Consider the following 23,001-nt stretch of genomic DNA (forward strand, 5'->3'; position numbering starts at 1 on the left):
TTCAAACTCCTATCCTTCGTTGTTTACGGTAAACAGAATCCCTTCTACTTCAATTGTTCCGGCCGTTGTTTCGTACTCGATTACTGTATCTGGTCCACAATTTGTAACGATCACGGGTGTCGATAATTGATAGCCTTTATCCAGAATCGCCTGCCGGTCAAAGGTCAACAAACGATCTCCTCGTGCAATTGTCGCACCATTTTCGACGTTAACATCAAAAAACTCACCATTTAGATTCACGGTATTCAATCCAACGTGGATCAATAATTCAACCCCTTGATCAGATTTAATACCAATCGCATGCTTAGAAGGGAAAACAGCAACAACAGTACCTGCAAAAGGTGCCCGAATGATTCCTTCATCGGGGATGACCGCAATTCCTTGTCCAGCGATTCCGCTGGCGAACACATCGTCTTCCACTTCTGCTAAAGGCATCACTTGTCCTTTTACCGGTGAATAAATCGGAGTTGCTGCATTGGTTAAGATACTTTCTACCTCTGATTCAGGCTCTGCTTCAAATTCTGTTAGTTCGCTTTCCTTCACGCCGAAGAAATAAGCCAGTAAAGCTCCTGACAACAATGAAACGGTGATTCCGATCAGATAACCCACCAAAGGACTGTAAACAGGCAAGGAAAAAATATTATGGAAAACATACGCATTCATCGTCACACCAAAAGCACCTAACACTGCTCCGCCTAAACCACCGGAAATAGCTACGATCGGCAAAAGTCTTTTGTAACGAAGAATAATCCCATAGACGATGGGCTCTGTCACGCCGGCAAAGAAGCCAGTCAATGCAACTGGGCCTGCCAAAGCCCGCATTTTCGAATGTTTTTTCGCTCGTAAGAAGAAGCCAACTGCAATCCCGATTTGAGCAAAAACAGCGGCCAATGCCATTCCTTCAATAGGGTCTCCACCTAATCTTGTCAGATTATCTAACGTTACAGGTGTAAAGCCCCAGTGCAAACCAAACATAACCATGAAGGTCATCCCGCCGCCTAAAACGATGCCTGAAAGGATCCGGCTTTTTTCAAATAACCACATTACACTTCCTGATAAAAGATCCCCGAAAAAAGTGCCGAATGGACCAAAAAGGATAACGGTCAATGGAATCATGATCATCAAACTAAGCATTGGTACGGCAAACAATTGAATGTCTTTATAAATAATCTTTTTCAAAAATTTATCTACAAATTGATAAATAAAAATAGCCGCAAAAATCGGAAATAGGGTTGTGGCATAGTCCACGGCTTGAACTGGTATCCCTAAGAAATTTGTATTTTCAACGCCAATCAACCCAGTAAACTGAGGTTCCAACAATGCTGCACCAATCACACCGCCAACGTACATGTTGGCACCTAATCTTTTCGACAACGTGATCCCTAAGAAAATCGGTAAAAAATAAAATATTGCATTACTCGCGGCACTCAAAATGACATAAGTAGAAGATTCTGCTGATAACCAATTAAATTGGGTCAAAACCGTCAGCAGTGCTTTTAGCATCCCCGAACCTGCTAGAGCAGGAATTAAAGGAGAAAAAGCACCTGAGATAATTTCAAATACGGCGTTCAAATTAAAACCTGTTTTTTTCGAAGAACCTGTTTCTTGATCTGATAACCCAGCCATAGCTGAGATCGTCGCATAATAATCTGATACATTGCTGCCGATTACGACTTGATATTGTCCTCCACTTTGTACAACGGACATCACATAGGGTAGTTTTTGAAGTTCCCCTTTATTGGCCTTGGCGTCATCCTTCAAGCCAAAACGCAATCTCGTTGCACAATGAACCAAGCTGTCGATATTTTTTTCACCACCGATCAAGCGAATGATCGCGGCACTTTCGTTTTCAAATTTCATAGTTACTCTCCTTTTGCGTATAATAAAAAGCGTGATCTAGAAGACACCTCAAACAAAAGACTCGTTTGAGTGCTCACTCTAGGTCACGCCTGCTTTACCAGTAACGATCCGTTAAGATGCCAATCGATTTAAATGTAAGGTTAAATACAACACTTCATCTTCAGTGATTTCCCACTGATACCTATTTTCCAGAAATTGCTTGATTTTCATAGCACACTCATAATCCAACGGATATTTCAGTTGAATCACATCTAATAAACTAGACGCTGGTTGAGCTGGTAGCTCATTGCTCATCTGTCGTTTAACAAAGTAGCGAATGTGAGTGATGAATCGGGAAAAATAAATAGAGTCTTGTCTGAATTCTTTGCCATAATGATAATTGATGATCGTCAAAATATCTTTCATGACTTTGGAAATCAGCATTGTTTCTTCCATTCCGTTGTTATCGCCTAAAAAATTCACGAAATGCAGCGTAATAAAAGCAGCCTCATCTTGCGGAATATTCAGATGTGTTCGCTTTTGCATCAGCTCAACCGCTTGAAGACCAATTTCATATTCTTTCGGGTACACCTGCTTTAATTCCCATTCTAAGGGTGTTTGAATTTTCATCCCTTCTCTTGCCCTCGTCAGAGCAAAACCGATATGGTCTGCAAGTGCCACTAGCAGTGCAGGATTGCTTTCGCATTGAAACGCTTCCTCAAACAATTTTAAAATATCGCTGGCCAGTTGCAGATCACGATATTCAATCCGTTTAAGCAGCTGTTCCAAATCTGCAATGCTTTTTTGGTCGTTAATGATGAATCGCTTTTCTATTTTCTTTTGATCGACAGTGTCGCCTGGCTTCAAACCAAAGCCGATGCCACTCCCCATCACAACTTCTTCTTGGTGATTGTCGTTCAGGACTAATGAAGCATTATTATTAAATACTTTGACGATTTCCATGGTCAACACCTCCTAAAATAAAACAAAAAAATAACGTCACCAACTAGCTATGATCTTTTTCCAAAACAAACGAATGGAGAAAATCTCATACCTGTGGTCACGCCTGCATTATCAGTAACGATCCGATGCACTTACTATACTTCAAAATGAAAACGACGTCAATAGCTTTTTTAAAGCATTTTCTTGTATGAGCTTCTGACGAGATTATTCAAAAAAATGGCGACAAAAAAAGACGTGTTGTCTCTTGCTGCCGCCATGCGAACCTGTAATGCCGCTTTTTCTTTTCACAAATTTCTCTTTTCATTGCCTATGCGATGGACTGTTTTCCTGAAAAATAGCTGCTCATGTATCAGCGAATTTTCTTATGTTTTCCGAAACTCATTCGGTGAAACCTGATGGTATTGTTTGAACTTTTTGTAGAAATAATCAACATTGCTGTAGCCCACCAATTCAGCAACTTCGTAGACCATTAGATTGGAATGACGCAAGATTTCCACCGCTTTTTCCATTCGAACTTCATCCAAGAACGCCAAATAATTTTTCCCAGTTTCTTTGCGAAACTTCTTGCCTAGATAGGCACTATTGTAATTGAAACGTTCCCCGATTTTTTTCAAGGTCAAATCTTCTTGATAATGCTTTTTCGTGTATTGGATCAATTCTGCAATGATATCGATTTGGTTCAAACTGCTGGCGACTGTTGCTTGCAAGTCTGTTAGTTTTGCGGTGATCACCTCTTGCAGCATTGGAAACGTCTGGACGAGAAAAATCTGCTGATGCACTTCGTCTGTCGACCATTTGATTGCTAAGGCTACTTTTTCACTGATTTGATGCTGCAGCCATTCGATGTCACCATTGATTTGCCATTTGATCTCTTCTTCCAATGCCAATGAATGATAAAAGGTTTGATAATAGCGGGATAACGGCTGTTCTAACGGATCGTTTGCCAAAATCGCCTTAACTAATTCTTCACGCAAATCACTTCGTTCTTCTGCTTCTTGCGTCGTATCCAAAACATGGTGAGAAATGACTTGATTGGGAAATAAGAAAATCAATTTACTTAATGTCTGGATATCGATCATCAATGGCTTCAAGTTATCTTGCGCCGCAAACCAGCGGGAGATCAAGATTTCTTGGTGAGCCAATTTTTTACGGCACCACGCATCGATCGCCTCGTCGGGAAAGCGCTCCTCGTTTAACAAAACCAAATACCGATGATGCCGATGGATCAAGGTGACGACTTGCGCCACTTGCTCCTGCAATTTCTCAACCAGCTTTTGGGCATCTGCCTCCTCGGAAAGACGCAATAGCTTGATGGCTTGTGCGTCTTTGATCCCCGTTTGATCCCCGCCAAACAATTTCTCCATCAACTGACTCTTCTGATTTTTCTGCTGATCGGTCTTGGCTTTTTGATCGATTTTCGTCAAAATACCGATCAGCTCTTCTTCATCAACTGGTTTCAGCAAATAGGTCACAGCGCCCAGTTGCAAAGCTTGCTTGGCATAGTCAAAATCTGAGTAGCCGGATAAAATAATGGCAAAAAACAAAAGCCCTTCCTCCGATGCTGCTTGCACCATCTCAAGACCATTTTTTCCCGGCATACGGATATCAGCGATCACAACGTCTGGCTTCAATTCACGGATCATTGCCAAGCCAGCTTCGCCGTTTTCCGCCGACCCGACGATTTGATACCCCAGACGTTCCCAATCGATGATCAGAGGTAGCCCATTTCGGATCGATGCTTCATCGTCAACGATCAACACTTTACGCATTTTCCAACCTCCATTTTCAGCTACTCCTTCGTTACATCATGTTTCACTTGTCAAACTTGCCCCGTTGGTGCGAATCACCTCTTGATACCAATAAAAACTATCTTTCGGGATGCGCGCCAACTGACGTTCGCTTTGATTGTCGCGATCGACATAAACAAACCCATAGCGTTTTTTGTATCCATTCAACCAACTTAGTAGATCTGTAAAGGACCAAGCACAATAGCCGATCAGCTCAACCCCATCCGTAATGGCCTTTTGCAATTCCACCAGATGTTCCTGCAAATAGGTAATGCGGTATGGATCATGGATCTGCTTGTCTTCTGTCAATTGATCGATAGCGCCTAACCCATTTTCAGTAATAAAAATCGGCAAGTCATAATTGGCTTGGATGCGGCGCAAGGCTACACGGAAACCAACGGGATCGATCTCCCAGCCCCAATCTGTTTTTTTCAAGTGAGGATTTTCTGCTGTCGCAAACATGGTTTCTTCGGGTGAGAACTCACCAGCTGCCGCTTGCATCAAATACGGATCGACTTTAGAAAATTCTTTCTTTTCAGCTGACTGCTTTTGCAAATTGTTTTGCTGGGCCGTCCCACCGTGATAGTAATTGATCCCTAAGAAATCAGGTTTTGCCTGTTTTAATAGTGCTTGATCTTCTGGAGTGACTTCAGGAGCCAAGCCAACTTTGGCTAATTGCTTGTACACAAATTTCGGGTATTCGCCTTTGCAATAGACATCTAAAAACCATGCGTTGTTGAAGGCTTCGCCATTTTCTGCTGCCAGCACATCTTCAGGGTCACAGCTAAACGGATACATCGGTCCATAGCCAAAACTTGGACCGATCTTGCCATGAGGAACCAGCTCATGGAACAAATTGATCGCCTTAGCATTGGCAAGGTTGATGATATGATTGGCTGCATACATCCGTTTTAAGTCCTTCAAGCCTGGTGGATGTGCCGCCCAACGGTACCCAAGAGAAGTGAAGACATTTTGTTCATTCATCGTGACCCAATAGGTGACTTTCTTTCCTAGGCGTTCAAAAAGGATTCGGCAATACCGTTCAAATGCTTCTGCTGTTTCTCGGCCTTCCCACCCTAAGTATTTGTCTTGCAAAGCCTGGGGAAGGTCCCAATGATACAGCGTCAAAATCGGCTCTACTCCTTGCCGAAGCAATTCGTCCACCAGCTTTTCGTAAAACGCCATACCCGCTTCATTGACCGCGCCTTCGCCATCAGGCAAGATTCGCGACCACGCCACGCTGAAGCGATAGGCTTTCAAGCCCATTTGCTTCATCAAGGCAATATCTTCTTTGTATCGATGGTAATGATCGATCGCCACTTTGCCGTTGGTTTCCTCAAAAGTATTGCCAGGAATTTGGGCATAGGTGTCCCAAATCGACGGACCTTTGCCGTCTTCTGCCCATGCTCCTTCAATTTGATAGGCCGCCGAAGCTGCCCCCCATAAGAAGTTTTCTGGGAAAGGATCTAAGTTTGTGTGAAACATCAAGTTGCCTCCTTCATTTCCTAAACCGAAATAAATCGGTTACATTTTATCGTATCATAATTTGGTTGATTCGTAACAATTGCTAAAAGATATTTTTAGGTGAAAAAACTGCCGCTCCTCAGAACGACAGTCGTTTCTTATTAAAACAGGTAATCATTCAAACGAGATTTCACATATTCAATGTGGCTGGATTCTAATTCGATTTGATCATGAGCCAATGCGTAATCTGTCAGTGTTTCTAAGCTTTCCTCATCAGCAACGATCTTCGCTCCGATGCCTTCTTGGAAAGAGGCGTACCGTTTTTCCTTCAACTCGTCTAAGAAGCGGTCTTCTTTTAGTTTCGCTGCTGCTTTCAACGCTCTGGCATACGTATCCATACCAGCGATGTGGGCTAACAACAGATCTTCCATTTCAAATGACGAACGACGGACTTTAGAATCGAAATTGATTCCTCCCGGCGCGATGCCGCCGTTTTCTAAGACTTCGTATAAAGCGAGTGTGGAGTCAAAGACGTTGGTTGGGAATTCATCCGTATCCCACCCTAACAGCATATCTCCTTGGTTGGCATCCAGTGAGCCTAATGCGTTATAGCTACGGGCAACGGCGATTTCATGTTCAAAGGTATGGCCAGCTAATGTTGCATGATTGGCTTCTAGGTTTAATTTGAAATCTCCTTCTAAGCCGTAGTGCTGAATGAAGGCCATCGTTGTCGCTGCATCAAAATCATATTGATGTTTTGATGGTTCTTTTGGTTTCGGCTCTAATAAGAACTGCGGTTTATGACCGATTTTTTCGCCATAAGCGATCGCCATTTTGAATAGACGGGCGATGTTGTCTTGTTCAAATTTCATGTCTGTATTCAACAAGGTTTCATAGCCTTCACGGCCACCCCAGAAGACATAGTTTTCGCCGCCTAATTTTTTCGAGATATCTAAGCCTTTTTTGACTTGGGCTGCCGCATACGCATAAACTTCCGCATTATTGGTGGAAGCAGCGCCGTTATTGAAACGAGGATGTGAGAACATATTTGCTGTATTCCATAATAGTTTGATTCCCGTTTGTTCCATTTTTTCTTTGATCAAATCGGTGATTTCGTCTAAGTTTTGGAAAAATTCTTCTAACGTTTCTCCTGCAGGTGCCACGTCAACATCATGGAAACAGAAGAACTCTGCCCCTAATTTTTCGCAAATCTCGAAGAAGGCTTCTACTCGATTTTTCGCCGTTTCCATTTCGGTGTCACCGATCCACGTCCGTTTGTTGACAGGTGCGCCGAAAGGATCAGAGCCGTCTTGCGTCATCGTATGCCAATAGGCGATTGCAAAACGTAGATGATCTTTCATTTTCTTGCCTAAAACAACTTCTTCGGCATCGTAGTGGCGAAATGCAAACATATTGTCTGTTTTAGGACCTTCGTAGCGGATTTTTTCGATCTCTGGGAAATAAGTCATTGTTGTTGCCTCCATTTTATGTTTTTTAGTGTAATAAACTAACTTACTTGTTTCCAATCATTTAGAACCAAAAACGATTCCTCGCTTTGATCATGTAGATTGCCTGCTGCCATTACGCTACTCGATTTGCGCCAATGCATGGCAGATAGGTGCGGTTTGTTGGTAGACGGTGCGGTAGATCGCATAAATTTCTTGGTATTTGGCGACATTTTCAGGAATCGGTGCAATGGCCTTGCCGTATTTGACAAAGGCGTTAACACAGGCAGCTGCATCTGGATAAATGCCGCTGCCGATTGCTGCCAGCATTGCTGCTCCCATACCTGGACCTTGCTCAGTAGACAAAGTCAGCATTTCTGCATTAAAAATATCGGCTTGCATTTGCAGCCATTCGGCATTTTTCGCACCGCCCCCCACAGAAACGATCTGGGTGAATTTCCGCTGTGCCCGTTCTTCCATGATCATTTGGGAATCTTTCAAAGAGAAGGTGATCCCTTCTAAGACCGCACGACTGAAATGCTTTTCGCGATGCCGTGTGTCGATGCCGATAAAACTACCCCTGATTTGGCTGTCGGTATGCGGTGTGCGTTCGCCCACGATATAAGGCGTAAACAGCAGGCCTTCTGCCCCTGGGTCTACCTCACTGATCGCTGAAAGCAATTCCTGAAACGATTGGTTGGGGGCAAACGTATCACGATACCAGCTTAAGGAATTTCCAGCGGCTAACGTGACCCCCATTGAATACAACTTGTCTTTGATCGCATGACGGAAAAGGTGTAGATCTCCTTGATAATCAACCTCTTGCGCTTCTTCAAAGGATAAGAACACACCGCTAGTGCCAATCGACACCATGCCGACACCTTCGGCGATGATCCCTGAACCTAATGCAGCACAGGCATTGTCTGCGCCACCTGCATAGATCGTCACCTCTTGTTCAAACCCAAAGGCTTCTTGCAGCTCTTTTCGCATTTGCCCTACAGGCGCTGCTGATTCAAAAAGCTGCGGCAGTAAATCCGATGCGATAGCGAATTTTTCTAAAATGGCTTCAGACCAGTACTTCTTTTCGATATCCAGCAGTAACGTACCCGCTGCATCGGAATAATCCATCGAATAGTTCCCAGTCAGCCAAAAAGCCAAGTAATCTTTTGGCAGCATCATGTGACGAACTTGTTGCCAATGTTCAGGCTCGTGTTCTTGGACCCATAAAATTTTTGGTAAGGTGAACCCTTCCAAAGCAACATTCTTGGTGATTGCTTTTATTTCCTCTCCAAAGGATGCCATGATTTCTTGGCATTGTTTGGTGGTCCGAACGTCATTCCATAATATTGCCGGACGAATGACTCGGTTTTCTTCATCCAATAAAACAAGACTATGCATTTGCCCAGAAAAGCTGATGCCGATCAATTCCTTCTGCAACGTTGGAAGCTGCTGGATCAAGGTTTTGATCACCTTATCTGCCGCCTCTTGCCAATGCACCGGCTCTTGCTCACTGAACCCCGGTCTTGGGGATGACAATGGATAGTCAGCACTTGCTGTTCCTTGGAGTTCCCCGGTTTGATCAAAAACTAAGCCTTTTAACGCACTTGTTCCTAGATCCAACCCTAAAAAATAAGCCATCTCTTCTCTCCTTCCTCTGTTTGAAGCAGTTAACCATTGACTCTCAAACGGTTAATTAGCATTCAAAACTAACTAATTGGATAGTAAACGATTCTCGCATTCATGTCAAGCGCTTTCAACGAATCTTTCATGGTTTTTCCTTCTCAAACTGCTGCTCCTACATTCTGCGTCTTTTCTTTATTCTTCAACTTGCACAATATTAATTTGCACGGTAAACTAACACTAATCACATCTACGAAGAGGAGAACACATGATTATCAATAAAATGGGCATACGCGAACAAAATGAAGCGGCTGTATTGAAGACGATCATTGACAATGAAAATGTGTCACGAGCGGAAGTGTCAAATTTGACCCATCTCAATAAAGCGTCTGTTTCTCAAATAACCAAAAAACTGATCGACACGGACTTCGTGCGCGAAGTCGGCATCGGTGATTCCACTTCGATCGGTGGTCGCAAACCGATTCAATTGCAATTCAATCACCGTAGCAGCTTAGCTGTTACCTTTGACATCGGCTATAACTATGTTCGAGGGATGCTCTCTTATATCAATGGCGAGATGATCGCCTCTGCCGACCATTCCCATGAATTGATCACCAAAGAAAATGTACTGGCGACGATCGATTCCATGATGAAAGAGTTTTGGCCGCAAATGCCGCAAACCACTCATGGATTAGTAGGAATCTGTTTGGCGATCCACGGCATCGTTCACAATCAGACGGTCACCTTTGCCCCCTACTACGACTTGGAACACTTTGATTTGATCGCCCCTTTGAGCCAAAAATACAATACGGCGGTCTATATAGAAAACGAAGCCAATCTGACGGCTTTAGGCGAGTACTGTTTTTCTTCTGATTCCACGAATTTACTGAGCGTCAGCGTCCATAGTGGGATCGGTGTCGGAATCATCGTTGATGGGCAGCTGCAAACCGGTACTCACGGCATGGCGGGGGAAGTTGGCCATTCTACGCTCTTTCCTCACGGCAACTTGTGCCCTTGCGGCAATCGAGGCTGCTTAGAGCAATATGCGTCGAACAAAGTCTTGTTTGACACCTACAGTCACTATACAAAAACTGCGTTCGTTAATTCGGATACCTTTGCACAAGCCTATTATGCCGGAGAAAAATCAGCAGTCGAATTGGCGCAACAAAATGTTGAGTTTCTTAGTATTGGGCTAAACAATGTCATCACTTTTTCTGATCCCGAAGAAGTCTATATCAACAGCTCGGTCTATCGCAAAATTCCTGATTTATTACTGGCGCTGCAACAAAAATTGACCAGCCAGTTCACCAAAAACACGAAGATCAAAAACAGTCGATTAGGCGATCAGGCCCCGCTGTTTGGCGGCAATGTTTTAGTGGCGAAACATTTCTTGAATATCAACGATTTGCGCTTTGCGGCACTTGATTTGTAGCAACTGATACGCTAAATAAACGCTGGACTGAAGGAGCAGTCCAGCGTTTTCTCTTTTCACAGTAAAGAACTTTCGCTATTCTTTGAATCCTGCGACAGTTATAATACCAATTCTATACTTCAATAGAAAAAAGTCATCCAAAAACTTATTGATCGCTGACTACCTGTTTTTGCGAGATGCTATGCAGGAAAATCCGTACGATTTGATCAATCCCAAGAAAAATGATTCGCGACGAGCCAGTCTTTGACTTCCGTCAGATCAGAAAAAGTTTTCACCTGTGCAGCTACTTCTTGCTCAAGTTTTGGCTGTTTAAGCAAAGGATACTTCCCATTTTTCTTGACTGGCAAAGCACTCAAATCATCCGCAATCAGAAAAGCTGGGATCTCGGCTTGTTTTGCGGCTTTTATGCCAGCTAGAGAATCTTCTAATACCAAGGCTTCTTCAGGCTTTACGCCTAATTGTTGGCAAGCTGTTAGAAAGATTTCTGGATCAGGTTTGCCCTTTCGCACTTGATCCCCAGAAACCACCGTATCAAACCAATCTGGCATCTGTTCCATTTCAAAGTACGCCTTGATTTTTTCTTTCGATGAAGAGGATGCCACGGCTATCAAGCAATCTTGTTTTTTTAATGCTTCCAACAGGTCAAGAAGGCCGGGCTTTTTGAACACCCGTTTTTCTTCAGCTAAAATCACTTCTTTCTGACGATTCATCGCTGCTCGCCACCGATCCGTTGGTACTTGATTGCCATAAAGTTCCTGCATCCCTATACGAATATCTGCTTCCGTTCTGCCAGTCAGGTAATAATAAACTTCTTGGCAAACTTCAAAATCATATTCCTCCGCGGCTCTTAAATAAGCGCGGTAAGCTAGACGACCTGTTTCAAACATCAAACCGTCCATATCAAAAATCACCAGTTTTATCTTTTTCATCCTATAGCCTCCTTTACTTTTCTGCGAATAAAAAAGCAATGGTACCAAAATCCTTTGGCACCCATTGCTTCACCTTGTTTATTTACAGCTGACTGCTCAACTTAGCAATGATTTTACATGCGCCAAATGGCTGTCAGCCTTTTCCCGACCTTCTTTTATTAATGATTCTGAAAGAATGAAGGAGCCGCCAACTGCTAGCACCTGCGGATCAGATAAATAGTCTTGCATATTTTCGAGGTTGATTCCGCCAGTTGGGACAAATCGAATATCATAAAATGGACCCCTGAGGGCTTTGATTGCCGGCAAGCCCCCGTAGATATCCGCGGGAAAAAATTTCACAACTGATAAGCCATAAGTCGCTGCTCGTTGAATGTCATTTGGGGTAGCTGTTCCTGGAAACACTGGAATGTTTTCGGCAAGACAAAATTCCACCACATCAGGTACAAGAGCAGGGGAAACAATAAAGCGCGCCCCTTTCTCAACTGCTGCTTTCGCTTGTTCTAAGGTGCGCACCGTGCCTGCGCCTACGATCAATTTGCCTGATTGAGAGAGTTTTTCAATCGCTGCTAAAGCAAGGTCACTGCGGAAGGTCACTTCAATAAAGGGTAGTTCATGTTCGATCAACAGTGATTCTACTACTGGCAAATAGGTAAGATCCGTTGCAGTGTAAAGAGGCAATACCCTTGTTTTTGCCAATTGTTCATCGAGTGTCATACACTCTTTCCTCCCTTCGTTTCCTTCGATTGCATTTGCTCTTTCAAGACGGCTTCATGAAGCCCTTGAAGATAACTGATCCCAATCGCGCGATCATACAGACCATAGCCTGGCATCGCCACTTCCCCCCAGATCGTCCGCCCGTGATCTGGACGGATGACGCCATCAAAACCGACCTCAACCAAGGCTTTCATGATGGCATACATATCTAATGATCCTTCGGTGGACAGATGGGCGGACTCTTTAAATTTACGTTCCCCCATAAACAACACATTGCGGAAATGAACAAAGTTGATGCGTCCTTTTAAGGCATGAACGATCTCCACCATGTCGTTTTCTGGATCGGCACCTAACGAACCGGTGCACAACGTTACCCCATTATAAGGCGAATCCACGATGGCCATGATTTTTTTCAAGTCCTCTAAATTTTTGGTGATTCGTGGCAAGCCAAAAATTTCCCAAGGTGGATCGTCGGGATGGATCGCCATTTTCACATCTACTTCTTCACACACAGGAATGATCCGCTTTAAGAAATAGCTTAAGTTATCAAAGAGGATCTCTTGAGTGACCCCTTCATAAGTTGCCATCAAACGCTGGAACTTTTTCAGTCGTTCTTCTTCCCAACCTGGCAATTGAAAGCCTTTTGATTGGCTATGGATCAGCGTATACATTTCACTAGGTTCCATATCATCCACAACGGCTTGATCATAGAGCAAGGAGAAGCTGCCATCCTCGTTTTGATAAAATAGATTTGTTTTGGCCCAGCCGAAGATTGGTTTGAAGCTATAGCAGATCATATGTACATCACAAGCTGCTAAATTCCGAATCGTTTGAATATATTGATCGATGTAGTGATCCCGTTCCTCTGTTCCAGCTTTGATCGCATCGTGGATCGCCACACTCTCAATCCCTAATAGCGAAAGATGCTCTTTTTCAATTGATGCTTTTAGTGCGTTGATTTCGGAAATCTCCCAGACATCTCCGGGCATTTTATTCAGAAGTGTTCCTACAATGCCGTGCATTCCTGGAATTTGTCGAATATTCGTTAACGGGATCGTATCCCCTTCCCCGTACCATCGAAACCCCCATTGCATTTGCTGTCATCCTTTCGTTTTTAAAAATCATCGTCCTCATCAGTTTCTTCGCTACTATCACCTGCTGAAGAATTGTGCCAAAGCGCTACACTATTTTCTCCTTGCTCGATCACTGCTGCCACCGCCTGTTCAATCGGTGTTGCCAAAAATTGGTGATTGATCGCTTCTAATACCATCGGCAGATTCACTCCGCCGATCACATACGTCTTTTCCTGAAGAGGTTCTTCTAATTGATTGATCGTTACAACCGACTGATTGTAGGGACTCGCACTCAATAGATCAGCAAACACCACTACACCGTCCCCTTGATCTGTTTCGTGGATCGCTTCATGGATTTTGTTTCCCAGAAGTTGAATATCCTCTCCGTGGTTCAAATTAACGACCGCAATATTTTCGACACTGCCCATGATCACCTCTGCAGCATCTTTAAAACCAGTACTCAGCTGTCCGTGAGTTGCCAATACGATTCCTAACAAATGTTGTTCCTCCTTTTTCGCTTCCTAACCAAATAACGCAAGGACTTTTTGCATATTCCTACTATTCAGCTCTTTTTGCTTTAATTGTTTTCTAGGCAACACATACGTCTGATCCTGCTGCTTTTCTGCACAAAACAGATAGTTGATGCTGTCCATCGCTTCACTATTGTGTTCGATCGCCAGCTGCTGCAGTTGCCCTTCATTGAATTGCTTGCCGATAGCTCGAATCGGAGCATCGGCGCCGATAGAATCTAAATAATAAATCTTCGCATTCGGCCCTACTGAATCACGTAACACTTCCAACCCGCGTTCTCCAAAACTTCCTTCATCAAGAAACGCAAAAGCAGTCGCTGTTTGATTGTTTTGACTGATCAGTGACAGCAGCGCTAAGATAGAGGACGTATTGCGGGTCAGATTTTGCTCAAATCCTGCCCCGCGGCTTACGCGATTTAATAGCAGAAAATAAATACCGACTCCTAAAGCAAAAAGCGCTGTTTGCCATGACAACAAGGGAAATCTCCCTGATGCAAAGTGGATATAAAGCCAGGTACCTAACAACCCAAAAAGAATCATCACTGCTGAAGCAGTCAGAATAAATTGATTTGTTTTGCGCCCTTGCTCCTGCCGATCAAAAAAATGGTAATCGCCGAAATGCTGTGGCGGTGTATCATAATATGTGCAGATGATCCGTTTTGCTTTGGTCAGATCGCCAACATACAAATTGCGTGAGGCGTTTTTTTTCGTGTGATCATACTCAATCACCTGAAGATCTTTGCGAAACGGAATGATATCTGCGATGAGTGCCTTCAAAAATCTTTGTTTGCTTTTATCCGTGGAACGCGATCGGTAGACATACCGATAACGGAAAAGCCAATCACGAAATGTTTCTGTTTGATTCATGGCGAATTCTCCTATTCACAAATTACTGACAAGGAAGGAGGACTCTATTTTTATAAGATCCTCCGCCTTCCTCTTCAACAGATGACGAACGCGCTCAATGATTACAAATTGAACTGCTTCAACACATCTTTAAGGGTTGATTTCGGTGCAGAAGGTGTTGCTTGAAAATAGATTGATTCCACACCGTACGCTTCGTTCATTTCTTTGAGTTTTTGCGCATCAGCTTGATTTAAATAAACAGATTTTGTTACCAAGAGATCTTTCTCGGGATCTTTTTGGGCGATACCGCCTATGTTCAATTCTTTCATTGGCAAACCGTGTTTGACTAAGTCGTACATCACACTGACGGTTTTAGCGATCAAAATACAGTTGTAATCTTTGAAGTTGTATTCATCCCAGTAAAATTTGGCTTTTTCTGGTGTAACGACGATCGTTTTTTGCCCTGTGCGGCTACCGGCATTTTTGTATAATTCCCGCATGAACTTATCCTTAGCTACTACCTCATCCACTACAAAAATCGAGTTGACTCCGCTTTTTTGTGACAAGGTCATCATGACCTGCCCATGGATCAATCGTTCATCTACTCGTGCTAAATTTACTACACCCATTTTTTCCACTTCCTTTTCTTATAAAATACCGACACCGGCTAAAATAATCAGAATCAAGGTCAGCCATAGTAATGCTTGCGTGACTTTTAATCCTTTCTTTGTATAGAACCAGTAGACGCCCATTACAACTGCTAACGGCAAAATCCCTGGTACAATCTGATCAAGGATATCTTGGATAATAAATTCTCGTCCAGAAATATCAAACTGTAGCGAAGAACTGACTTTGACATAGTTTCCAGCCAGAACCCCCATCATAAATAAACCGAGAACCGACAGTGTTTCAATTGCGGTTTGGACGCCTGTACTCTGCATCAAACCAGTTGCATTGCGCCCCATCGAAAATGCTTGACGGGCGAAAAACATTCCTAGAGAAACTTGATACAGTGCAAAGCAAATGAATGGGAACAACGCACCTAGTGGACTTCCTTGCTGTGCCCAAGGAACAGCAATCGCAATAAAGATATATTGAACGGTTCCTGAGTCGATGGCATCCCCGATTCCTGCTAAAGCACCCATCAAACCAGCTTTCGTGTTGTACATTAGATCATCTTGCATCAAAATCTCTTTTTTCTCATGCTCTTCCTCGGCCCGCTGTTGTTCCATTGATGACATCAGCCCAGTGATGACTCCGCCCCCCCAACTCAGCTGGGTATTGAAAAACAGCAGTTGGCGTTTGTAGGCAGCTTTCAGTGCCTCATCGTCTTTGTAAAGTTTGCGCAAAATCGGCATCATGGCGTATAAAAGCGAGGGTGATAAATACCGTTCAAATGAATGCGGGATCTCATTGGCGAAATGCCATCTTAGGTATGCTTTTGTGACATCTTTCTTCGTGATTTCTTCTGGTGCGCCTTGCGCTTTTTGAATTGATTCGGTCATTACTGCTCCTCCTTATCGATTAGAACCCGTCATCATAGTCATCGTCATCATCAAAGGATGGTGATGCTGTATCCGTTTCTGGGGCTGGGACCAATTTTCCTTTTTGTGACTGAACAAAAATCAACGCGATCAAAATGCCAAAAATCGCATAGGTGACCATGGTAATTTCCAGCGAACTGAAAACTACACTCATGAAATAGGCCAAGAAGAAAAAGACCATATAATCTTTTCGACCGATCACATAGACGGTAGTTGCAATCCCGATCGCTGCCAATCCGCCGCCGACTACTTCTAAAATATGAATAACGACTGTCCCCTCAAGAGCATTGATGACATCAGCAATCAGTGGAGCGCCTAAATAAAGTGCAATAAATACCAGCGGAACAAATAAAATAAATGAAGCCAGCGTTGGGTATAAAATAATTGAACGCGTCATTGCCTTGGCATTAAGATCTTCTACTGCTTTATCCGTATACTTTCCTAAGAAGGTATTGATAAAGAAACGGAACTGATACAAATAACTCCCTAGCAACCCAACAGGAACGGCAACAGCAATCGCTGCTTCTGGTTGCAGATTTCCTAGCAAAGCTACCGGTACGGCAATCGCCGCAGCAATTGAAGGTTCCGCTGGCATGGATCCGCCAGGAGAAAATACCCCCATGTAAATCATTTGTAAAGCGGCAGTAACGATCATGGCTTGAGCCACATTTCCCATCACCAGTCCGACAACTAATCCCGTCATCAATGGTGAAAAACGTAAAGTCAGTGTGGCGCCTCCGCCGAGCCAACGAGACATGACTGCTGCAACCCATAGCGCAATCAGTAAACTTTGTGTAACACTTAATGTATCCATTTTTCCTCCTCCTAAACTTCTTTCAAATAGTTTTCTAAATCAAGAACAGCTTCTTTCAAGCGTTCTTTGGTGATTAAGACTGGAATCAAGTGTACTTTTTCTTTCGAATCTATGAACTGCACCAACTGATCGATGACTTGTGCATCTTCAGGAAAAATACCCATTTGATGTAAACTCATTGGTAAGTGCAATTCTTGATAAAAGGGGATCAACTGATCGATGACCGTCCATTTTTCTTCAAGGGCTAATTGATAAAACATCCCATAGGCAACCTTTTCCCCGTGAAGAAAACGATGACTTTCAGGCAGATATTTACTGATGGCATCATGCATCGCATGCGCCGCTGCATTGCGGGCATATTTATCGCCTAGCCCGCCTACCATTCCAGCAACTGCAATAACGATCTCCGACAAGTGACAAAAGGCGTCTGTCACTTCCTGCCGCTTCATATCTTCAATCGCTTGTTTCGATTGTGTCAAAATAGCTGTTTCGCATAATTTTGCTGTATAGCCTGCCATTTGCAAGAAGGGCTCATTTTTCAAATGTGGTTGGGCTAAGATTGCTTCCGATTCAATCCACTTTGCCAACGTATCTGCTAAACCGGCGATGAAGTAGGAGACTGGTGCATCGATCACTAACGTCGGATCGGTAATCAAAAAAGCAGCCTGTCTTAAATAGTGTTCCGACTTTCCTTCAGATTCTCCCGACTCTTTATACATGACAGACAAGGGTGTCCATGGTGCACAATTACTGGCCAATGTTGGGATCAGTCCAAAGGGTCGATTGACTACATGTGCTGCATATCCCACTAAGTCGGCTAACTTCCCGCCGCCAACCCCCAGAATAAAATCGATCGCCAGTTCTTCAACAAGATCAGCAATCAGCCCAGCGCCATAATAGCTGCATTCTCCCGTGTAGCGATGATAAAAAATTTCCAAATGCGCATCTTCTAAAAAGAGTAATTTTGGTTTTGCTTTTTCCCATGAAACCGTTCCATGTACGAGCAGCAGTCGTTTTACTTTGTACTCTTTTAATACTTCCGGCACATAGTCGATCGCGCCTTCATGGTAACGATAAACTTGCGGTCCAACCTTTACTTTTAAATCCGTTAGCACGAGTTTCACTCTCCTTTATACAGCCAAAAACCGACTTTCCGCTTGAACAGCACGGTCTGGCAGCAGCCCCTTAACGATTCGTTCAATATCCGTTACACATTTGTTTCCCATCTCTTCTAAGCATTCCATAGTATAAGCCGATGTATGCGGTGTCATAACTACATTTTCAAAAGCTAAATACGGATGATCTTTATGACCAGGCTCTTCCTCTAAGACATCGGTGGCAAGACCAGCGATTTTCCCACTTTTTAATCCGCTTACAATTGCCTCTTCATTCAAAAGTGCGCCACGGGCACTATTGGAGAGATATACTTGATCTTTCATTTTTGAAATTTCTTCAAAGGAAATCATATGATAATTTTCCTCCGTCAAGTTAGCACATAGACAAATAATATCTGATTTTGCTAGCAGCTCGTCTAGCTCGACTTTTTTTCCGCCATAGCTTTGAATATGCAAAGCGGACTTATATGGATCGTATGCCAAAACCTCGCAGCGGAAACCATTTCTCAATATTTCTACTACACAACTTCCAGTATTGCCGACACCGATCACCCCTACCGTCTTGTTAAATAAAGCCCGTCCGACAAAGTTCGCTCGTTTTTCCCATTGATCTTCGCGGACCTTTGTATTCGATTCAACTGTACAGCGCAGAAGCGCCAATAGATTGGTCACATTATTTTCTGCTACTGCATCTCGCTCGACCAAAGCTGGAATGATCGAAACAATCGTTTGGTGGTCCTTCGCTGCTTCTAAATCAATATTGTTATAGCCGATCCCGTGGCGTGTGATCAGTAGCAATTCATCTTTATACTCAAAAAACTCTTTGGTAAAAAATGGGGTAACACTTGCTATAATGATGTTGTATCCCTTAAGCTTTTCTGCCAATTCTTTCCCATTGATTTCGCTATCGAACGTGAAATGACTGACAGTTCCGATTGCTTTCAACCGCTCGATATGCTGCGGAAAGATTTTTCCAAAGCTGCTGGAATTCACTATAGCGATCTTAAACTGTTCCATATTCCTCCTCCTTACTCTTTTGCAACAATCTCGTGACCACCAAAACCATTCCTTAGCGCAGAGACGACTTTTGCTGAGAAACTGTCTTCTTCTTGGGACAAATTTCTCATAAACAAACTCATAGCGATCGTCGGTACAGCAACATTCATCTCCAAAGCCGTTTCCACTGTCCACCTAGCTTCACCAGAAGCTGCAACAACCCCGCGATATTCCTCCAACTTAGGGCTCTCATTAAATTGGGCCGCTGCGATTTCCATCAGCCAGCTGCGAATAACCGATCCATGATTCCATACCTCTGCGACGGAAGCCAAATCAAAGTCATAGGCACTTTGTTCAATCAATTGAAAGCCTTCACCGATGGCTTGCATCATTCCGTATTCGATACCGTTATGGACCATCTTTAGAAAATGACCGCTTCCTGATTCCCCTGCATAAAGGTAGCCTCCTAAAACAGCCACATCTGCAAACAAAGATTCCACCTCTGAAAAAGCGATTTCATTCCCGCCAATCATCAAACATGCATCTTTTCTAGCTCCGGAAACCCCACCAGAAGTCCCACAATCAAAGTAATGCACCTCTTTTTCTTTAAACCAGGCTGCTCGGCGAATCGAATCTTTGTAATTAGAATTTCCGCCTTCAATCACGATGTCTTTCGCTGATACAAGGGGCCATAGTTCTTCAAGAATCCCCTCAGTCACAGTTCCCGCAGGAAGCATCAACCATAAAACCCGTCGGCCGCTAAAAGAATTCGTCAAATCAGCTAGCGTTTGATAGAGTGTAATTCCAGCTTCTTGCGCTGTTTTCTGCGCATGTATCGAAAGATCCAGCCCTTTTACTTGATAACCTTGATCTTTTAAATTGAGGGCCAAGTTCAATCCCATTTTTCCAAGTCCGATAATTCCTATCTCCATGATAGCGCCTCCATTTCATACTTTCATTATACAAAAAAATATTTTTTTGTAAACATAAAAAATAAAAATAATTTTTATTTGCTTTTTTTCTTTAAAAGAGGTAACGTAACAATACAAAGATAATAATGTTCATATAAAGGAGGTAACCGTCTTTGACTGTTTCGATTCGCCTGCAAATAAAAACGCTTTATAAAGACTTAAGTCTCAAAGAACAAGCGATTGCCGACTACATTTTGGAAAATCCTAGTAAAGTCAGCCACAGTTCAATCAGTGATTTATCCAATGAATTAGGCATCGCTGATTCGACCTTTTTTCAATTCACAAAAAAACTCGGTTACAACGGATTTAAAGACTTCAAAATGGCAATGCTGATGCAGGAAAATGATTTTTCTGCCATTTCGATCCATGAAAATATCCAGAAGTCTGATAATGAATTGACTATGGCTCAAAAAGTATTTGATTCCAATATGACCACATTGACTGATACCAAAAATCTTTTGAAAGAAGAAGATTTAAAGCTTGCTGCTGCAATGATCAATCAATCTAAACGACTTTTTTTCTTCGGCGTTGGTGGTTCAGAGATCGTGGCAACCGATGCCTATCACAAATTTTTGCGCTCGCCGATCACTGTTTTTCACAGCAGTGATTATCACATCCAACTGATGGAGGCTTCATTGTTGACGCCAGATGATTGCGGCACTTTTATCTCTCATACTGGAAAATCAAGAGAAACCATTGAATTAGCTCAAGTTGCCAAAAACAATGGTGCCAAAATTATCGTCATTACTAGCCATGCTGCTTCCCCTTTAGCCAAACTCGGCGACGTGGTTTTCATCTCTATTTCCGAAGAAACTGAGTTTCGCTCAGAGGCATTGGCATCCAGAATCGCTCAACTGAGCATCATGGATTCCCTCTATGTCATCTTAATGTTTATTAATCGAGACAAAGCACAACAATCGATTGCCAAAATTCGGCGCTCCATTTCAAAAATAAAAGAACCCTGAGAAGGGAAGAAAAAACTTAGATTTTTCTGCGTTTCGCTAATTCTTTTGTGAATCACAGTTGATATGCAAAAAAACTTGTGCGTTTTTTCTGTACTCTTCTTTGGTTTCTTATCAACTTTTTCAGTTCTGAATCTCAAATGCGCTGAGTCTGCCAAAAATCTTGTCCCTTACTCTCGCAAAAAAACCACATCACAAAGCTATCCGCTCTGTAATGTGGTTTTTTAAGACTATCTTTTTTTTAGGTAAATCAATAACGACTAGACACAATCTCTGCTCCAAAGGGCATCAACGCTAAGCGCGCCATTTTCAATGATTGCGCCGCAAATGGAATGCCGATGATCGTGATGGCTAGAATGACTGCGCTAGCTAAATGGCCTAAAGCCAGTGGTATACCAGAAAAAATCAACCATAAAATATTTAGAATCACGGACACGCCACCGCCACGGTAAACGATGTCTTTCCCAAATGGTGCGAGTGACAACGTCGCAAACTTAAAACATTGCAGACCAATGGGAATGCCGATGATGGTGATACACCATAAACACCCAGCCAAAAACCATGAGATCGCACCGATCAAGCCGCCAAAGACAAACCAAATCACGTTGCCTAAAAAATTCATCTGATTACCCTCCTTCTTTTTTTAATAAAGACTGCTCCTGTTTTAGCAAAGAAAGCAGAGGACATCGAAAGCACTCAGACGTGCGCTATCGTCTGGTGCTCCTTCCCCTGCGCGCTTCTCTTTTTTCTTAATACAAGCAAAATGTGTTATTTTGTAAAATGCTTATTGCCCAGAATCAACGGTTGATTCGCTGCTATTGTTGGACTCATTTGAGTCATTGCCGAAGACACCGGTGATCGAAGACCAGATGCCACTAAAGAAGCTCTTGATATTTTCCCAAAGTCCCTTAGAGGTTTCTTCGATTTGCTTGCGGGCTTCTGACAGATCCAATTCTTTGATGAAGTCATCGAAGATATTGTTGTCTCGCATGTCGCTCATCAAAGAGGTCAATTCAGAAATTTGATTTTCCGTAACGATTCCTTCAAGGCCGTTGTCTTTCAAGGCTTTTTCTACTGTCTCTTGAATATCTGCTTGGGTTAATTCCGTACCATCTGCAGTTTGAGCAGCCAAATCGGTTTTCGCTTGTTCTTGCGCTGCATTCAAAGCTTCATCGGAATAGCCTTCTTTGTCTTTATTCTCTTCGGTGATCGTAGACAGCACATCCATTTCATCTTGGGCTACAGCTACTCGATTCTGATTGATGACACCGCCTGATTCTTCAACGATTTTGTATACCCCAGCTAAAGCTCCGGAACCGTCGATCGGTACGGCAGAAGCGACCGTTAGCTTCGCATCAGTGATCCCTGCCGTCAGCGCTGCATTTTGGTACTGGGCTGCAGTGATGCGGGTAATGTTATCTGGTGTCGCGATATCGACAGTGATTCCTGCCCCGCTTTCTAGCGTCTGCATTCTGACCGAGCTATAGACCGCCCAATCTGCAGTAAAGCCGCCATCGGGAATGTATTTCATCAAGTCATTACCGTTTGTCGTATAAATCGGTGTTTCGCCTTGAATGCCTAAGCGTTCCAGTGTGTAGTCTTCTTGTGCTTTCGTCAAGGCATTTCCGATCGCCACGGCATTGACTTGCAAACGATCTGAACTGCTGTCAGAAGTACTTGTTTGACTATCGGTAGTGGCTGTCGTTGCGGTAGAATTGCTCGTTGCAGTGGAACTGCTGGTCGTTGAATTGGTTTCGTCAGCAAAAACTTGTGGTGCTGCTAATAAAACTTGGCTAGATACCAAGAGAGTCGCTAAAATCATCGCTGGTTTTCGAGTCTGTTTTTTCATCACTATATCCTCCAAGTGTTGATCTCTTTTTCAGGGATTTTTTCCCTCTTACTGCTGTTATTGTACTATAGGTTTTCTTGCAAAGCCTACGTCTAGGGTCTGAAATGA

21 protein-coding genes are annotated in these 23,001 nt (G+C 43.2%); 2 read left to right on the forward strand and 19 right to left on the reverse strand.

Translation table 11 applies throughout. The features are described 5' to 3' along the window. Window positions 1-9 precede the first annotated feature (9 nt). The 6 genes from A5867_RS15035 to xylB all read right to left on the reverse strand — a co-directional run bounded on the left by A5867_RS15035 (window position 10) and on the right by xylB (window position 9,136). A complete protein-coding gene (locus A5867_RS15035; protein ID WP_087627928.1) occupies window positions 10-1,860 on the reverse strand; it encodes a beta-glucoside-specific PTS transporter subunit IIABC in 1,851 nt (616 codons plus the stop codon). A 111-nt stretch (window positions 1,861-1,971) separates the two neighbouring features. Next, window positions 1,972-2,802: a BglG family transcription antiterminator LicT gene (locus tag A5867_RS15040; RefSeq protein ID WP_010749938.1), complete on the reverse strand. Its 831-nt coding sequence runs from the start codon at window positions 2,800-2,802 to the stop codon at window positions 1,972-1,974. A 362-nt stretch (window positions 2,803-3,164) separates the two neighbouring features. Then, on the reverse strand, window positions 3,165-4,571 hold the full coding sequence (locus A5867_RS15045) for a response regulator (protein ID WP_087627929.1): 1,407 nt from the start codon (window positions 4,569-4,571) through the stop codon (window positions 3,165-3,167). Window positions 4,572-4,607: 36 nt separating this feature from the next. Continuing rightward, a complete protein-coding gene (locus tag A5867_RS15050; protein ID WP_087627930.1) occupies window positions 4,608-6,074 on the reverse strand; it encodes a glycoside hydrolase family 1 protein in 1,467 nt (488 codons plus the stop codon). 140 nt (window positions 6,075-6,214) lie between these two features. After that, window positions 6,215-7,522 carry a xylose isomerase gene (xylA, locus tag A5867_RS15055; protein WP_005228447.1) on the reverse strand — a complete coding sequence of 436 codons (1,308 nt, stop codon included), beginning with the start codon at window positions 7,520-7,522 and terminating at the stop codon, window positions 6,215-6,217. Between the two features lie 117 nt (window positions 7,523-7,639). After that, window positions 7,640-9,136, reverse strand: coding sequence for a xylulokinase (gene xylB / locus A5867_RS15060; protein WP_087627931.1), 1,497 nt, complete (start codon window positions 9,134-9,136; stop codon window positions 7,640-7,642). Window positions 9,137-9,386: 250 nt separating this feature from the next. On the opposite strand from xylB, the gene A5867_RS15065 reads away from it, so the two are divergent. Next, window positions 9,387-10,550, forward strand: a complete 1,164-nt coding sequence (locus A5867_RS15065) for an ROK family transcriptional regulator (protein ID WP_087627932.1) — start codon at window positions 9,387-9,389, stop codon at window positions 10,548-10,550. 206 nt (window positions 10,551-10,756) lie between these two features. Here A5867_RS15065 and A5867_RS15070 read toward each other — a convergent pair whose 3' ends face one another. The 11 genes from A5867_RS15070 to gnd all read right to left on the reverse strand — a co-directional run bounded on the left by A5867_RS15070 (window position 10,757) and on the right by gnd (window position 20,043). Beyond that, window positions 10,757-11,479 (reverse strand): HAD family phosphatase, encoded by a 723-nt coding sequence (locus A5867_RS15070; protein WP_087627933.1) that lies wholly within the window; start codon window positions 11,477-11,479, stop codon window positions 10,757-10,759. A 96-nt stretch (window positions 11,480-11,575) separates the two neighbouring features. After that, a complete protein-coding gene (eda, locus tag A5867_RS15075) occupies window positions 11,576-12,193 on the reverse strand; it encodes a bifunctional 4-hydroxy-2-oxoglutarate aldolase/2-dehydro-3-deoxy-phosphogluconate aldolase (RefSeq protein ID WP_077452043.1) in 618 nt (205 codons plus the stop codon). After that, window positions 12,190-13,287, reverse strand: coding sequence for a mannonate dehydratase (uxuA, locus tag A5867_RS15080; protein WP_087627934.1), 1,098 nt, complete (start codon window positions 13,285-13,287; stop codon window positions 12,190-12,192). The genes eda and uxuA overlap by 4 nt, the downstream gene beginning before the upstream one ends. Window positions 13,288-13,307: 20 nt before the next feature. Further along, window positions 13,308-13,763, reverse strand: coding sequence for a PTS sugar transporter subunit IIA (locus tag A5867_RS15085; RefSeq protein WP_087627935.1), 456 nt, complete (start codon window positions 13,761-13,763; stop codon window positions 13,308-13,310). A 24-nt stretch (window positions 13,764-13,787) separates the two neighbouring features. Further along, complete coding sequence (locus A5867_RS15090; RefSeq protein ID WP_087627936.1) at window positions 13,788-14,663, reverse strand: hypothetical protein; 876 nt, start codon at window positions 14,661-14,663, stop codon at window positions 13,788-13,790. Between the two features lie 101 nt (window positions 14,664-14,764). Further along, complete coding sequence (locus A5867_RS15095) at window positions 14,765-15,271, reverse strand: PTS sugar transporter subunit IIB (RefSeq protein ID WP_087627937.1); 507 nt, start codon at window positions 15,269-15,271, stop codon at window positions 14,765-14,767. Between the two features lie 18 nt (window positions 15,272-15,289). Beyond that, entirely contained in the window at window positions 15,290-16,147 is an 858-nt protein-coding gene (locus tag A5867_RS15100) for a PTS system mannose/fructose/sorbose family transporter subunit IID (RefSeq protein WP_087627938.1), read from the reverse strand. 19 nt (window positions 16,148-16,166) lie between these two features. Further along, complete coding sequence (locus A5867_RS15105; RefSeq protein ID WP_087627939.1) at window positions 16,167-17,000, reverse strand: PTS sugar transporter subunit IIC; 834 nt, start codon at window positions 16,998-17,000, stop codon at window positions 16,167-16,169. 11 nt (window positions 17,001-17,011) lie between these two features. Beyond that, window positions 17,012-18,115 (reverse strand): iron-containing alcohol dehydrogenase family protein, encoded by a 1,104-nt coding sequence (locus tag A5867_RS15110; RefSeq protein WP_005228431.1) that lies wholly within the window; start codon window positions 18,113-18,115, stop codon window positions 17,012-17,014. A 15-nt stretch (window positions 18,116-18,130) separates the two neighbouring features. Next, window positions 18,131-19,132, reverse strand: a complete 1,002-nt coding sequence (locus tag A5867_RS15115; RefSeq protein WP_010749950.1) for a D-isomer specific 2-hydroxyacid dehydrogenase family protein — start codon at window positions 19,130-19,132, stop codon at window positions 18,131-18,133. Between the two features lie 11 nt (window positions 19,133-19,143). Further along, the gene (gnd, locus tag A5867_RS15120; RefSeq protein ID WP_005228429.1) at window positions 19,144-20,043 is read right to left on the reverse strand and encodes a phosphogluconate dehydrogenase (NAD(+)-dependent, decarboxylating); all 900 of its coding nucleotides are present in this window, start codon (window positions 20,041-20,043) and stop codon (window positions 19,144-19,146) included. A 152-nt stretch (window positions 20,044-20,195) separates the two neighbouring features. On the opposite strand from gnd, the gene A5867_RS15125 reads away from it, so the two are divergent. Then, a complete protein-coding gene (locus A5867_RS15125; protein WP_087627940.1) occupies window positions 20,196-21,047 on the forward strand; it encodes a MurR/RpiR family transcriptional regulator in 852 nt (283 codons plus the stop codon). Window positions 21,048-21,294: 247 nt separating this feature from the next. On the opposite strand, the gene A5867_RS15130 is transcribed toward A5867_RS15125, so the two are convergent. Then, on the reverse strand, window positions 21,295-21,666 hold the full coding sequence (locus A5867_RS15130) for a YccF domain-containing protein (protein ID WP_010749951.1): 372 nt from the start codon (window positions 21,664-21,666) through the stop codon (window positions 21,295-21,297). Window positions 21,667-21,828: 162 nt separating this feature from the next. Continuing rightward, on the reverse strand, window positions 21,829-22,893 hold the full coding sequence (locus A5867_RS15135; RefSeq protein WP_015510302.1) for a DUF1002 domain-containing protein: 1,065 nt from the start codon (window positions 22,891-22,893) through the stop codon (window positions 21,829-21,831). Window positions 22,894-23,001 lie beyond the last annotated feature (108 nt).

The organism is Enterococcus sp. 6D12_DIV0197 (genome assembly GCF_002174385.1).
GTDB classification, from domain to species: Bacteria; Bacillota; Bacilli; order Lactobacillales; family Enterococcaceae; genus Enterococcus_D; species Enterococcus_D casseliflavus.